The following is a 13,124-nucleotide window of genomic DNA, read 5'->3' as shown; positions in this document are numbered from 1 at the left end:
GCACAGTGACCGTGGCGTGATCCCCATCCGCGGACCCCTCCAGAAGCATGGATTGCATTCCGAGTTGCCGGAGTTCGACCATCGTCTGTGCTGCGTTCGCGATGCCGAGTCGGCCACGGAGGCGTACTCGGCGGCCAGCCTTCCGGCGCACGCGAACCCGGCCTAGCTGGGTTTCCGGAACGGAGCCTGGCGCCTGGATGTTCGCTAGTTCGAGATCCTCACCGTGGTGGACCGCGCCGAGTTCACCAACTCACCCTTCGGGCAGGCCATGACCGCCTGGATGCCGCAGGTCGACGCGCTGCTCGACGCGGGCGGAGGCGCACTCAACTTCGCCGTGCGCGTGGCGGACGTGCACGCCACCGTCGAGCGGCTCCGCCGCGCCGGGCACGCAGTGGACCTGCATGTCTTCGCCCGTGAAGGCTCACCAGGGTCGTTTACCGAAGCCGTGTTGCAGAACGCCCCGCATGGACCCCGTTCTTCTCCACGTACACCCCGGACCGACAGGTCATACTCGATCGGTTCAGCGCGCGCGGGTCCGCGCGAACCGCACGACCTGGCCTGCTTCGTCATCGAGACGCCCGAACCCGTGGCATCGGCCGTGTGGTTGGGTGAGGTTCTCGGCATCCCGGCCGACCGGGAGAGGAACGTGGTGCCGTCGTGCTGGTGCACGCGATCCGGGTCGGCAGCTCGGCCCTGTAGGTGTCGAACCAGCACATGGCCTGCCACCGAAACCGGGTGAACCGCAGGAGCACCGTCCGCTCGCTGCCGGTGTCGGGCCAGTAGTACACACGCCACGCACCCCTGTCGCGCAGCGATTCCCAGACACGCCGGACCTTGCCCGACAGCCCGGGGCGCGGTCGGATTTGCTGGTTCAACATGGCCCTTTCCGCCGGATACGAGGGTCCACGATACGGAGAGCCATCGGGTACGTCCTCATCGGCACTTTCGAACGCACCACGGGAAGAGGCCGGGGAAATTGCAGCGGGTTGCCCCATCGCACCGCTCTTCCGGGCCCGGACGGATCACCGTATCGTGCCGGTGACCTCATAGCGGGCGTACACGAGCCGCGATTCTTGTCCCCGGCCGTGGTCCGTGCAGAGACCACCAACCAGGCGCGAAAACTCACAAGCGTGTACTGAACTGCTTGGCAGCCGACCCGAGGTCGCGGCATTCGCACACCACTTCTTCGAGGACAGCCGCAGAGATCAGAAGTAGTGCTTGCGTCCCCCGACGGCACGACCCGTAGCACCGAGAATCCACAGGATCGCACCCACCACTACAAGGATGCTGCCGATGGTCGTCAGTAGCGAGATCCCTGCCACTAGGCCGATAACGAGGAGAATGACACCAAGAACGATCATGGTTCTTCAATCCCTTCGGCTGCGATGACCACGGCGTAGCACCGCGTAGTCACCAATCCCGGGCCCGATTTCCATAAGGCCTAGTTCCACCATTGTCCCCCTGTTGCCTGGATTTCACATAGTCGGCCGCTGAAGGACGCTATCGACAGAGGTGGGACGTCTTCGGACAGGTCGTTTTCTGCCCTTTCCGCCCGCATGACGAACGGACCTCTACGCATTAAAGGCCCCTAATATTCCAGCTGTAGATCGTGATCATTCTGGCGGACCGCTGCGGGGCGGCCGCGTACGGCGTCCGTTGATCATCGTTGCGTGAAGACAGAAGATCAGGTACTGGCCGCAGAGCACGGTGTGGACCCTGCCCGCTGGCAGGAAACATTCGAAGTCTTGAGCAGCCGCATTGTCAGTGCGGTGCGCTTCACTGTCCGCCATGGAGCTCACACAAGTGGACGTCAACGATCTGCTGGCCCGACTCGGCCCCGGGAACAGCTACATGTACCTGCCCGGCGATCTGGACCTTCAGGACCTGACCGACCTACTAGAAGGCAGGTATGGCACCCCACGCACCCTCGTCCTTGATGGTTTCACCGATCCGACGGTCGACGATTCCAGGGGGGCGGCTCTTCTCGTCCCCTTCGAGGACCGAGCTGTGATGCTACGGGCGTGGGCGTACGGGGATCAGTGGGTTGGCACGGGGACGGCGCGGGACGCCGAGGGGACCGAGCGGTCGGTGCTGATAGTCGCTCCAAGAGAGGTGCCCAGGCCCTTGGAGGTCGCTCCGGACGAGACCGAGGACATCGACTGGATGGAGCGGCTCCGACTGATCACCGGCTGGACGCAGTCCGACCAGCGGCCGGACATGGAATGGGCAGAGATGGAGACCCGCCTGGGCACCGCACTGCCGAGCGACTACAAGCGCATGGTCGAGACCTTCGGCGAGGGTGCCTTCGACGGATTCCTGGACCTGAACCAGGAGCCGTGGACGGATCTCAGGGAGGACGGCCTGCTCATCTGGGCAGGCACGGAGCACGAGAACCTGTATTGCTGGAGGGCCGACGGCGGCGACCCCGACCGCTGGCCTGTGGTGGTCCGGTCCTTCGACGGTGAGGACGTCGCCTTCGACTGCCAAGCCGCTGAGTTCGTCTGCCGCATCCTCATGGATCCGCATCACCCGTTCACGATGGCCCGCTTTTTCGATACTCACTGGTTCATGAACTATGGATAGAACGACTGCCCGGGCCTTGCTGACAACGGCATCCACAGAGCGGTGGGCGGTGCCTTCGGGGAACAGGGCGGAAGCGCCCACTTGCCACGGCTGACCCGCCACATCATGATCTTGCTGGCGGGGGCGCTGCGGGAACGGGTACGACCACCTTTGATCATCGTTGCGTGAAGACAGAAGATCGGGTGGTGGCCGTAAGTCACGGCGTGGACCCCGGCCGCCGGCAGGAAACATCCGAGGGCCTGATAAGCCGCATCGCGTGCCGTTTCGCTCGCGCTGGGCCCCGGCGCCGGGTCGGGCGGTTGGTGCTCGAACTGCTGTCGGACCTGCCGCGCAAAAATTGCTGGCCGATCGCGGAGTGGGCCGGGGGGCCAGCCCGCACGGCATGCAACATCTGCTGTGCCGGGCCTCCTGGGATGCCGACGCCGTCCGCGACGACGTGCGCGGATACGTCATTGAGCGCCTCCACGACGAGGAGGCAGTGCTGGACGTCGACGGGACCTTCGACGTGAAGAAGGGCACCTACACGGTTGGGGTCCAGCGCCAGTACACCGGAACGGCCGGGCGGATCGAAAGCTCCCGGGGCGCCGTTTACCTCGTCTATGCCTGCGAGCGGGGACACGCAGCGGTGGACCGGGAGCCGTACATCCCGCGTTCCTTGGCCAAACACCCCGGACCGCTGCCGGCAGCGGGGCTCGGCGGCGACACCGCCTTCGCGACCAAACCAGAACTGGCCCGCACGATGATCGAACACTTCCTCGACGCCGGACATCACGTGGGCTGGGTCACCGGTGACAAGGCCTACGGCAACAATTCGAATGTGCGCACGGCTCTGGAGGAGCGCGGCATCGGTCATGTCCTCGCGGTGGCTTGATCGGCCGAAGTGCCCACCGGAGAGGGCACGTTCCGCGCCGACGCCCTGGTGAAGCAGGTGCCGAAGCGTGCCCGGCAGAGACTCTGAGCTGGACGCGGTGCGAAGGGACAGCGGTTCTACGACTGGGCCGTCACCGATCTCACCGAGGCGGCGCCGGGCAGCCGCCAGCTCCTGATCCGCCGCAACCGCACCACCGGCGAACTCGCCTACTACCGCTGCCTCTCACCCCGGCCGGTGCCACTGACCGAGCTCGTGCGGGTAGCCGGATCCAGGTGGCGTGTGGAAGTGACCTTCCAAACCGAGAAGGGTCTGGCCGGACTCGATGAGCACCAAGTCCGCCGCTACCCCTCCTGGACCCGCTGGGTCAGCCTCGCGATACTCGCTCACGCCTTCCTGACCGTCGTCCGCGCCGACGAACAGGCGCGCAACCCCCACCCCAAACGGGCTGGTCCCACTGTCCTGTAAGGAGATCCAGCGCCTGTTCAACACGCTCGTACTCCAGCCCCTCCACGATGCCGCCCACCGACTCGGCTGGTCCGCCTGGCGACGCGGCCATCAGCAGCGACCCCGCACCAGCCGTTACCTTGCCACCTTGCACAGGGCCTGTCCGAGGGCTTCGACCGAGTAGAGGTCGAGGGTTCGGCCTCCGGGTCGGTGCCGCCGCAGGCCAGCAGGCGCAGGGAAGTGGCCCTTTCCGGAACCGTTGCTGCCGAGGACGCCGACGCGTGCACCGAATCAGATCTCGGTGGTGAACGGCTTTATCAGCCCGGTGAGTTCGAGGTCCCTCGCGACGATGGCGCGCTTGGCGGGGCGGCCTCCCCCAGTCGCAGCCGCATCTTCTGCGGTACGGGAATGGCCTCGGGCGGGCCGGTTACTGGCTGTGCAGCCAGATCCGCAGCGGACCGACCGGCTCGAAGCCATGGCGGATGGCTGCCGCCAGGTCGTCACCCTGCTCGTAGCCGACCACCGGCAGGGTGGGGAACAGCCGTTTCACTGCGGTGAGTACGACCGGCCAGGCCGCGTCGGGGCCGCCGTTCAGTGCGAAGAGATTGGAGATTCCCACCACGTGGTCGCTGCGGCTGGCCACCGCGCCGGCGATCACTCGGTCGTCGGTTGACTGTCCGGCAAGCAGGAAGGTGGCGGGGTCGTCGAGCAGTTCGGGCCGGAAGAGGTCCGCGTTGCCGTTCCCGTCGTCCCAGGCGAGCGTCCAGGCGCGCAGCGTGTCCGGGTCGCCCACCACATCCCAGACGAGGTCCGACGCGGGGGCGGGTGCGCTCGCCGGGCGGTGGATCCACTGCGCCTCGAACAGCATGTGGAAGCCCGCCTCCGTCAGGTCGAGGTCGGCGAAGCTGTCCTTGACGGAGGCGCCGGGTGCGATGGTGTCGATCCGGTCCGCCAGTGCGGCCCGGTCGGCGTTCGGCACCAGCGTCACCGCGTCGGGGTAGTAGAGCGGTGTGCGTGACGGCGCGGTCCAAGCCTGCGCCCCGAACTCGCCTGCCAAGCCGTGCGATCGGCTCATCGCTGCGCACCACTCGGCGTTGTTGTGGGCAGCGGCCCGGATGAGGAGTTCTTTCGGAGTCGTCACGAGTGCGGATCATGACGACTCCGGCCCGGCCTGTCGAACAGTTTTCCGCTCGCGACAAGAGGGATGCTCCGCCCGCAAGCCCATCAGCCGGCACTAGCGATGCTGATCAGCGCGGCACTGCTGCTCGTCGCGACGGTGGCAGTCTTCACTCTGATGAGCACCCGCAGGGCGCGCGCCCTGGAGTGCCAGGAGAATCGCCCCGTACGAGGCGAGCAGCGCGCAGCCCGCCGCGCCCAAGGCCCTGGGCGAAACACCGTACGCCGCCGGTGTGAGCACTGCGGTTGGGTCGCCGACACCCCCTCGCCGAGCTCACGGAGCCCCGCTTCGACGTCTTCCGCCTCGTCGCTCCCACGACGTGCGCCCCGGGTGGCGCGTTAACCCACCGGCCGCTCCCCGCGCCAAGTTCGATCGTCGTCGTGACGCGTGTGAGCGCGGGCTCGCGGGGAACCGAGCCGAACCCGAAGCGGACCGGCGGGTCGACCTGGGCGAGGGCGCCCAGGTCTGTCCCGTCGAAGGTGCCGGACAGGGCGGTGACCGGGTGCAGGTCGCGCGCGCCGTACCACTCGCGGTGGCCTCCCCCGGCGCTGCCGCGCGTGCGGACGCCCGAGAGCAGGAAACGTACGGGCACGTCGGTCACCGCGCACCAGGCCGGGCGGGCGGCCAGCGGGCCGGGCACCGCCCGGAGCAGGAGGCCGAGGGGTCCGCGCCGGCCGATGCCGAATCGTAGATCGAGCGGGCCCGCGGAGACCGCCCAGTGGCCGTCCGCCACGCTCACTCGGACCGGCACGACGCGCACCGTGTCATAGGTGTACCTACGGCGGATGAACTCGGCGGTCTCCGGGGTGGGGGCCAGCAACAGCCGTTCCCCGTCGGCCCGTTCGAGCATGACGTCACTGAGCGGGCCGAAGGGCGAACGCGGCCAGTGACCCAGCACGATCCGGGTTCCGCCGGAGGTTCCCATCCCGGCGATCCAGCCGTCGAAGCGCAGCCTGCGGCGGGGGCGAGGCCGGGGCCGGGTCGTGCTCGGTGACGGGTTCACCCTTACATGGTGGATCCGGTTCGGTCGTATGTCTGCCCGCCGCGCAGCCCTGGGGGCTTCTTGGGGGGTCAGGGGCGGTTTCGGGTGCCGGGCGGACCGTCCTCGTGCGCGACGTTCGCCACCGCCACCGCCGCCGGGGGACGGGGCTTCTTCGTGCCCTTCGTGCCCGTCGCACCCTTCGTGCCTGGCCGCCCTAGCCGCGGATGCAGTTCGATCGCGAGAGGGGTCGCGGTGAACACGGAGGAGTACGTGCCCACCCCAAGGCCGATCAGCAGGGCGAGCGCGAAGTCCGTGAGGGCGTCGTCGGCCAGCACGGCCAGGGCGGCAAGGATGAGCGCCGCCCCCATGCCGGTGTTCACGGTGCGGGGCAGGGTCTGCAGGATCGCCCGGTTGGACAGGCGCGCCAGTGAGGTGCTCCGGTCCTTGGCGAGGTGTTCGCGGACGCGGTCGAAGAGTACGACGGAGTCGTTGACCGAGTAGCCGATGACGGTGAGCAGGGCCGCCAGGAAGATCCCGTCGACGGGTTTGCCGAGCCAGGCGAACACGCCGACGAGGATGAGCACGTCGTGGGCGAGCGCGCCGACCGCCGCGGTGGCGAAGCGGAGCCGGAAGCGCGCGGCGAGGTAGAGCAGTTGGGCGCCGAGGGCGAGGCCGAAGGCGATGAGGGCGTTGCGGCGGAGCTCCTCGCCGAGGGTGGGGCCGATCAGCTCGTCGCGGACCTTCTGCGTCTCGCCGCCGAGCCGTTGGACGGTTTCGGTGAGGGTGGCCGCCTCGTCGTCGGTCAGCCTCTCCGCGCGGACAGTGAGTCCTCCGTCGCCCGAGGACTGGACGAGCGCGCGGGGAAACCCGGCGTCTGCGAGGGCCGTACGGGCCCGATTCGGGTCGACGGGCTTGCTGGTGGAGTACTCGACGAGCCTGCCGCCGGTGAACTCGATGCCGAAGTCCAGTCCGCGTACGAGGATGCCCGAGACCGCCATGACGAGGACGGCGGCGGAGACCGCCAGCCAGCGGCGCGGGCGGCGCATCAGGTCGGGGTTCCGGCGCGTCAGCCGGTCACGGACCCATCCGGTACCGGCGATGCCGGTGATGCGTGGGCGGTGCTGGACTGCGGGGCGGTTGGTGGCGTACTCGGCGAGCACGCGGGTGATCAGCAGTGCGCTGACCATGGAGGCGAGTACGCCGATGCCCAGGGTGACGCCGAAACCCCGGACCGGTCCGGAGGCGAAGGCGAACAGCAGGCCCGCAGCGATCAGTGTGGTGATGTTGGAGTCGGCGATGGCGCTCAGCGCGCCGCGGAATCCGGCGGTGAGGGCCGAGCGGGTGGAGGGGCGGCTGCGGGCGGCGTGGTCCTCGCGGGCCCGTTCGAAGACCAGGACGTTGGCGTCCACGGCCATGCCGATGGCGAGGACGAATCCGGCGAGGCCGGGCAGTGTCAGGGTCGCGCCGACCGCGGCGAGGGCCGCGTACGAGATCAGGCCGTAGCAGGCCAGGCCGATCGTCGCGAGCAGCCCCATGAGCCGGTAGACGGCGATGACGAACAGTGCGGTCAGGGTGGTGCCGACGACCGCGGCCCAGGCCGCCGCGGTGATCGCCGCATCGCCGAGGGTGGCGCCGATGGTGCGCTGCTCGATGGTCTCCACCGGTACGGGCAGTGCGCCGCCGGAGATGAGCAGGGCGAGTTCGCGGGCCTCGGCGGCGTCGAAGGTGCCGGTGATCTGGGTGCTGCCGCCCGCGATGCCCGCCCCGCAGGCCACCGAGGGGTCCACCTGGGGCGAGGAGATGACCTTGTCGTCGAGCACGATGGCAACCCTGCGCTGCGGATCGCCCGACGGGTGGCACGCGGCCTGGGCAGTGACCGCCGCCCACCGGTCGCGGCCGGTGCCCGCGAAGTCGACCGCGACGTGCCAGCCCGCGCCGCCCTGCTGGTCGAACCGGGCGTCCGCGCCCTTAACGTCCTGGCCGGTCAGCTCGGCGGCCTTCAGCCGCAGGGGCTGCCCGGACTCGTCCGGCAGGACGCGTTCCCCCGCCTTGCCGGACGAGGATGCGGCGCCGTCCGGGGTCGCGGCGGGAGCGGCTGCGGCCCGGCCGAGCACCGTGTGGACGGTGAGCTGCGCGGTGCGGCCCAGCACGTCGGCGGCCTTCTTCGGGTCCTGCACTCCGGGCAGTTCGAGCAGGATGCGCCGGTCACCGGAGCGAACGAGGGTGGGTTCGGCGACACCGAGCGCGTCGATGCGGCCGCGCAGTACTTCCACGGTGCGGTCGGTGGCGTCGCGGTCGGCGGGGGTGGTGGGGGTGGAGCGGGTCTCCAGCACGATCTGGGTGCCCCCGCGCAGGTCGAGCCCGAGGCGGATCGGCATGGTCAGGGCGATGGCCAGTGATCCGGCGATCACGGCGAGGGCGAGCAGCGCGCGGGTGCGCAGCGAGTTATTCCGGCGTTTCAACGGTTTCAACGGCTTCAACGGGAGCCTCCGGCAGGCATGCCTCGGCAGCGGTCGGCGCGACCGCGGCAAGGAGAGGACGAGGTGAGAGGAGGGAAGGGGTGTGGTTCTTCAGCTGCCGGTATGGGCCGGGGGCGCCCGGCCGCGGTCGTGGGCCGCACGGCCGGGGGAAACAAGCGGACATGCGCGAGGAGTCGGGTCGTACGTCCCCTGGCACCGCACGGACGTGGTGGCGCGGTGCTCCGCGAGCGGGTGGTCCGGGAGGACGGGGCGCTGGTCAAGGTGCTCGTGCCTGGACCTGACCTGGGCCCATGAGTCCGGCGTCCAGGGGGTGTCCGCGAGCGGGCCGGTGGGCGGGGTCTGTGAGTCCGGGCTGGCGGGGGCGTCGCCGGTATGCGCGTGGGGGCCGGAATCCGTACCCGGGAAGGTGGCGGCGTCGGCGTCGGGACGGGACTCGGGGCCTGTGTCGGCTCCGGCTCCGGCTCCGGCGCCGGCGCCGGCGTCAGTGTCGGGTCCGGCGTCGACGGGTTCGTGGCTGCCCGGCGCGCTGCTGCCCGTCCAAGCACCCCGTACCGCGTCAGCCTGGGCGTTCCCGGTGTTCGTGGGCAGCAGCGCCAGCAGTACGGCGAAGAGAACGGCGAGCGGCGCAGTGATCCGCCGGCCGGCGGACCGGGCAGCGGCGCGGGCCGGTCGGGTGGCTGCTGCCGCCGACGGGCGGGTACGGGGTGAGGGGCGCATCTCGGCGGGCGTCAGGGCTCGACGAGCCCGGCGCGGATCGCGTACCTGGTCAGCTCCAGCCGGTCGCGCAGGCCGAGCTTGTGCAGCAGGTTGGCCCGGTGACGGTGCACCGTCTTGACGCTGATGAAGAGCATCTCCGCGATGTCCTTGGACGAGTGGCCCTCGGCGACCAGCTTGAGCACCTCCTCCTCGCGCGCGGTGAGCATGTTGTCGGCATTCTCCTCGCCGTGGCGGACCCGGTCCAGATAGTTGCGGATGAGGGCGGTGACCGCACCCGGGTACAGGAACGGCTCGTTGCGGATCGCGGCCCGGCAGGCGGCCACCAGGTCGCGGTCGGCGACGGACTTGAGTACGTAGCCGCACGCACCGGCCTTCAGCGCCTGGAAGAGGTACTGCTCGTTGTCGTGCATGGTCAGCATCAGGATGCGCAGGTCCGGCTTGAGAGCGGCCAGTTCGCGGGTCGCCTGGAGGCCGGTCAGCCGTGGCATGGAGATGTCGAGGATTGCCAGGTCGATGTCCAGGTTCCGGGCCGCCTCGACGGCCTCGGCACCGTCCCCCGCCTCGGCGACGACCCGCAGGTCCGCTTCCTGTTCCAGGATCAGGCGTACGCCGCGGCGCACCAGGGCGTGGTCGTCGGCCAGCAGGATGCGGATGGGCGTCGCCGGAGCGGTGTCGGGTTCGGGGGGCCGGGCCGGGTCGGGCATGGTCAGGACTCCCTGGGGATGGAGAGGGGGACGGGGACGGTGAGGCGGACGCGGGTGCCGCTGCCGGGTGTGGACGTGAGGTGCAGGGCGGCCCCGGCGAGCAGGGCCCGCTCGCGCATGCCTCGGATCCCGGCTCCCTCGCAGGCGGCCTCGATGCCCCGGCCGTCGTCGGTGACCTCCAGCACCACCGCCTCTTCGGTGCGGTGCAGGCTCACTTCGACGCGTTCGGCGTCCGCGTGGCGGGCCGCGTTGGTCAGGCTCTCCTGGGCCACCCGGTACAGCACGAGTTCGGCCTGCTGCTCCAGGGCGGGCAGACCGGCGTCGAAACCGCGCACCACGCGGAGCCCGGTGTGGGTGGCGAAGTTGTGGGTGAGCGAGGTCAGGGCGCTGACCAGCCCCAGGTCGTCCAGGACGCCGGGGCGCAGGTGCCGCACCAGGCGGCGGACTTCGTCCAGGCCGTCCCTGGTGATCTCCTGGGCCTGGTGCAACTCCTCCCGCAGCGGCTCATCGGCGGTGTCCGCGGCTCGCTTGAGGACCAGCAGGATCGCGGTCATGCTCTGCCCGACCTCGTCGTGCAGTTCCTGAGCGATGCGGCGGCGTTCCGACTCCTGCGCGAGCAGGGCGCGTGCGCTGGAGGTGGCTCGTTCCTGTTCCAGCCGGTCGAGCATCGCGTTGAACGCCCTGACCAGTTCGGTGACTTCGGTGCCGCCGCCTGGGCCGGGCACCGGCAGCCGCTGCCCGGGGCGCAGCAGATCCACGGTGGCCATCAGCCGGGTCAGCCGGCCCAGCGGGGATAGGCCCCACCGCAGCAGTGCGGCGTTGGCGACGAGCATCACGGCGAGGCCGCCCACCAGGATGAACGCCTCGGTGAGCAGTACGGGTACGGAGACGGTCACCGGCGCCCACAGCAGCAGCGCCGTCGCGGCACCCAGTACCAGCGCGTTGAGTCCGAAGACCCGCCAGAACAGCGACACCGGGGACACTCCTTCGTTCTCCGCGCTCCGGCCTCGGTGAGCTCCGCTGTCGGCTGTCGCGCGCCCCGGGACGGAGCTTCTTCCTCCGATTGCAAGACGTATTCGCTCACCCTGCCTTGCATTTGACGCAAGGTCCAGGGGTTTTGATACCCAATTCGGAGGCGCTCTGATACCCATCCGGCAGGGGTGTGGTCATCGCGGCCCCGCATGAATGGGGCTTGCGCCCGATGGGTTTGCGGGGCCGGGTGGGCCAGGCTCGAAGGTGACCGGCGACGGCGTGCCCCGCACCCCTCTCCGCCGCGCGCAGGTCTGCGGCACACCCCGCTTGCGCTCCCTACCGCCCCCCTACCGCCCCCTTCCCCCTCCTCGTAAAGGACTCATGACATGACCCCGGACGTTTCCCGGACCGACCTCCACCCCGCCCGGGCCGCCACCCATGACGCGCGCCAGCGCCTCGAACACGCCCGCAGCTCCCGCAAGGCCCAACTGCGGGCCCTCCAGGAGAACGGGCGGTCCGCGAACGACGTCCTGGTGTCCGCCCAGGCCGAGGCGATCGGCCGCGTGCTCAAGGAGATCGACGCGGCGTTCACCCGTATCGACGCGGGCATCTACGGCACCTGCCAGAGCTGCACCAACGCGGTCCCGGTCGAACGCCTGGAGATCCTCCCGTACACGCGGTACTGCGTCGCCTGCCAGCGCCGCACCTCGGCCTGACGGCGACCGGCCGGGCCTCCCTGCCGGTGGGGCCAGGAGCCCACCACTCCCTCCCACCCTTCCTCCTCCCTCTCCCTCTCCCGCCCTGCTCACAAGGGGTGAAGCGTGAACCACCAGACGATCCGCGACCATGCCGCACACCTCTCTCCCGACGACCTCGCCCTGCTGCGAAAGAGCCTGAGCGACCAACTCCCCTGCCGACAGGACCAGTTGCGGCAGATGGCCGCGACGGCGCCCCGCACACAGGACCCCTGCCCCATCGGCTCAGCCGCGCGGACCGAGGTACACCTCAAGCTCGCCGCGTCCGCCCGCATGGTCCTCATCGACGTCCGCGCGGCGCTGCGGCGCATCGACGAGGGCCGCTACGGCAGCTGCCATCTGTGCCGTATGCCCGTCGGCCGGGAGCGGCTGCTCGTGGTTCCGCAGGCCCGGTACTGCGCCCGTTGCCAGCAGGTGCGGGAGGCAGGACAGTGACCGCCGTCCGGGGAACCCGCGCCGCCGCGCCCTTCGGCGACCTGTTCCGCGACCGGCCCCGGCCGGTGTGCCGACGGTGCCGGGGGCTCGCGCTCGACCTCGGCAGCGCGCGCACCCGCGCCTGGATGGCCGACCGGCCGATGATCCTCGACGTACCCACCGTCACGTTCCCCGGTGCCGGAGCGCTCCGTCCGATCCAGCGCGGCGCCATCGTCGACGTACCCGGCACGGGCCGCATGCTCGACCGGTTGCTCGGCTCCCGCCTGCCTCGCTTCGCCCGCCCTCTGGTGGTGATCACCACTCCCGTGCTGGACGGGCCGGCCTTCCGGGAACGGGCGCGGGCGGCCGTACAAGTGCTGCGTCCGCGCGCAGTGCTGACGCTGCCCGCCGCTCGTGCCGTAGCTCTGGCAGCGGACGCAGACCCGGCCTGTCCCCTGTTGGTGGTGGACATCGGCGCCCAGCTCACCGAGGTCGTACTGCTCGCCGACGGCGCCGTCCACGACGCCCGCCGTACCGCGTTGGGCACGACCGATCTGGACGTTCCCGAGACCGCGGAGGTAATCAGCGAGTCCGTCGCCACGATGATCACGTCGATGCTCCGGCAGGACCGCACGTCACTCACGGCCGACGCCTTGAGCCGGGGCGCCCTGCTGGCCGGTGGCGGTGCACTGCGCCCGGAACTGACCCACCGTCTGGTGGGCAAGCTGCACGCACCACTGAGGCCGGTGCCCGCGCCGCACACTGCGGCCGTACGCGGTGCCGCGAAGTTCCTGCACTCCGTACATACGGATGGTCGGGCTGGCTGACGGCCGGAATCGGGCGGGTTCGCCGCCGGACTCCGGCCCCATGCTGGCGCTGGTGCTGGCGGCAATGCTCCCGTATGGACAGGTCCGGGAGCCGCCCCGGCCGGGCGGGCGGGGCCGGGCCCGCGCGGCCAGGGCAAGTTCCATGAAGCAGCCCAAGTACCGCCCCAGGGGCAGCGACTACGGGCGAGCTGCTACACA

General features: G+C 70.2%; 11 protein-coding genes and 2 pseudogenes. 6 read left to right on the top strand and 7 right to left on the bottom strand.

From position 1 onward, the window contains the following. Positions 1-214: 214 nt before the first annotated feature. A complete protein-coding gene (locus ACZ5PB_RS34050) occupies positions 215-739 on the top strand; it encodes a VOC family protein (RefSeq protein ID WP_468696654.1) in 525 nt (174 codons plus the stop codon). Between the two features lie 466 nt (positions 740-1,205). Here ACZ5PB_RS34050 and ACZ5PB_RS34045 read toward each other — a convergent pair whose 3' ends face one another. After that, positions 1,206-1,361 carry a DUF6131 family protein gene (locus tag ACZ5PB_RS34045; protein ID WP_468696606.1) on the bottom strand — a complete coding sequence of 52 codons (156 nt, stop codon included), beginning with the start codon at positions 1,359-1,361 and terminating at the stop codon, positions 1,206-1,208. Positions 1,362-1,788: 427 nt separating this feature from the next. Between ACZ5PB_RS34045 and ACZ5PB_RS34040 the strand changes: the two genes are divergently transcribed. Continuing rightward, positions 1,789-2,583, top strand: coding sequence for an SMI1/KNR4 family protein (locus ACZ5PB_RS34040; RefSeq protein WP_468696605.1), 795 nt, complete (start codon positions 1,789-1,791; stop codon positions 2,581-2,583). A 185-nt stretch (positions 2,584-2,768) separates the two neighbouring features. Continuing rightward, a pseudogene (locus tag ACZ5PB_RS34035) lies at positions 2,769-4,082 on the top strand (IS701 family transposase). 243 nt (positions 4,083-4,325) lie between these two features. Here the strand turns inward: ACZ5PB_RS34035 and ACZ5PB_RS34030 are convergent. From ACZ5PB_RS34030 to ACZ5PB_RS34005, 6 genes and pseudogenes are all read right to left on the bottom strand, one after another. Further along, positions 4,326-4,973, bottom strand: coding sequence for a hypothetical protein (locus tag ACZ5PB_RS34030; RefSeq protein ID WP_468696652.1), 648 nt, complete (start codon positions 4,971-4,973; stop codon positions 4,326-4,328). A gap of 463 nt (positions 4,974-5,436) precedes the next feature. Further along, positions 5,437-6,000: pseudogene (locus ACZ5PB_RS34025) on the bottom strand (hypothetical protein); the annotation flags it as partial. 146 nt (positions 6,001-6,146) lie between these two features. Then, positions 6,147-8,519 (bottom strand): protein translocase subunit SecD, encoded by a 2,373-nt coding sequence (gene secD, locus ACZ5PB_RS34020; protein WP_468696604.1) that lies wholly within the window; start codon positions 8,517-8,519, stop codon positions 6,147-6,149. Positions 8,520-8,627: 108 nt separating this feature from the next. Beyond that, complete coding sequence (locus tag ACZ5PB_RS34015) at positions 8,628-9,254, bottom strand: hypothetical protein (RefSeq protein ID WP_468696603.1); 627 nt, start codon at positions 9,252-9,254, stop codon at positions 8,628-8,630. Positions 9,255-9,265: 11 nt separating this feature from the next. After that, positions 9,266-9,958: a response regulator gene (locus ACZ5PB_RS34010; protein ID WP_468696602.1), complete on the bottom strand. Its 693-nt coding sequence runs from the start codon at positions 9,956-9,958 to the stop codon at positions 9,266-9,268. Positions 9,959-9,960: 2 nt separating this feature from the next. Beyond that, positions 9,961-10,932, bottom strand: a complete 972-nt coding sequence (locus ACZ5PB_RS34005) for a HAMP domain-containing sensor histidine kinase (RefSeq protein WP_468696600.1) — start codon at positions 10,930-10,932, stop codon at positions 9,961-9,963. Positions 10,933-11,316: 384 nt separating this feature from the next. Between ACZ5PB_RS34005 and ACZ5PB_RS34000 the strand changes: the two genes are divergently transcribed. The 3 genes from ACZ5PB_RS34000 (at position 11,317) to ACZ5PB_RS33990 (ending at position 12,926) form a co-directional block, all read left to right on the top strand. Continuing rightward, a complete protein-coding gene (locus ACZ5PB_RS34000; protein WP_468696599.1) occupies positions 11,317-11,646 on the top strand; it encodes a TraR/DksA family transcriptional regulator in 330 nt (109 codons plus the stop codon). Between the two features lie 105 nt (positions 11,647-11,751). Next, positions 11,752-12,120, top strand: coding sequence for a TraR/DksA family transcriptional regulator (locus tag ACZ5PB_RS33995; RefSeq protein WP_468696597.1), 369 nt, complete (start codon positions 11,752-11,754; stop codon positions 12,118-12,120). Beyond that, positions 12,117-12,926: a rod shape-determining protein gene (locus ACZ5PB_RS33990; RefSeq protein ID WP_468696596.1), complete on the top strand. Its 810-nt coding sequence runs from the start codon at positions 12,117-12,119 to the stop codon at positions 12,924-12,926. The genes ACZ5PB_RS33995 and ACZ5PB_RS33990 overlap by 4 nt, the downstream gene beginning before the upstream one ends. The last annotated feature ends 198 nt before the right edge of the window (positions 12,927-13,124 follow it).

Source organism: Streptomyces sp. NPDC032721, from assembly GCF_055579625.1.
The sequence above is the reverse complement of the archived record's forward strand: the minus strand, read 5'-3'. Positions and strand labels throughout refer to the sequence as shown.